Consider the following 253-nt stretch of genomic DNA (forward strand, 5'->3'; position numbering starts at 1 on the left):
GAAATAGGCCAGGTTTTCACCGTAACACGCCACATCTTGCGAATATATGTGTAGAAACTGCCGGAAATCGTCGTGGTATTCACTCCAGAGCGATGAAAACGTTTCAGTTTGCTCATGGAAAACGGTGTAACAAGGGTGAACACTATCCCATATCACCAGCTCACCGTCTTTCATTGCCATACGGAATTCCGGATGAGCATTCATCAGGCGGGCAAGAATGTGAATAAAGGCCGGATAAAACTTGTGCTTATTT

The 253-nt window shown here is 45.1% G+C and carries 1 protein-coding gene; it reads right to left on the reverse strand.

Annotated elements, in window-relative coordinates:
- Nucleotides 1–253, reverse strand: a 253-nt coding sequence (locus tag R0J87_RS22635; RefSeq protein WP_498889151.1) for a CatA-like O-acetyltransferase, incomplete at both ends; no start/stop codon positions are given.

This window comes from Halomonas sp. SIMBA_159 (genome assembly GCF_046536035.1).
Lineage (GTDB): Bacteria > Pseudomonadota > Gammaproteobacteria > Pseudomonadales > Halomonadaceae > Vreelandella > Vreelandella venusta_A.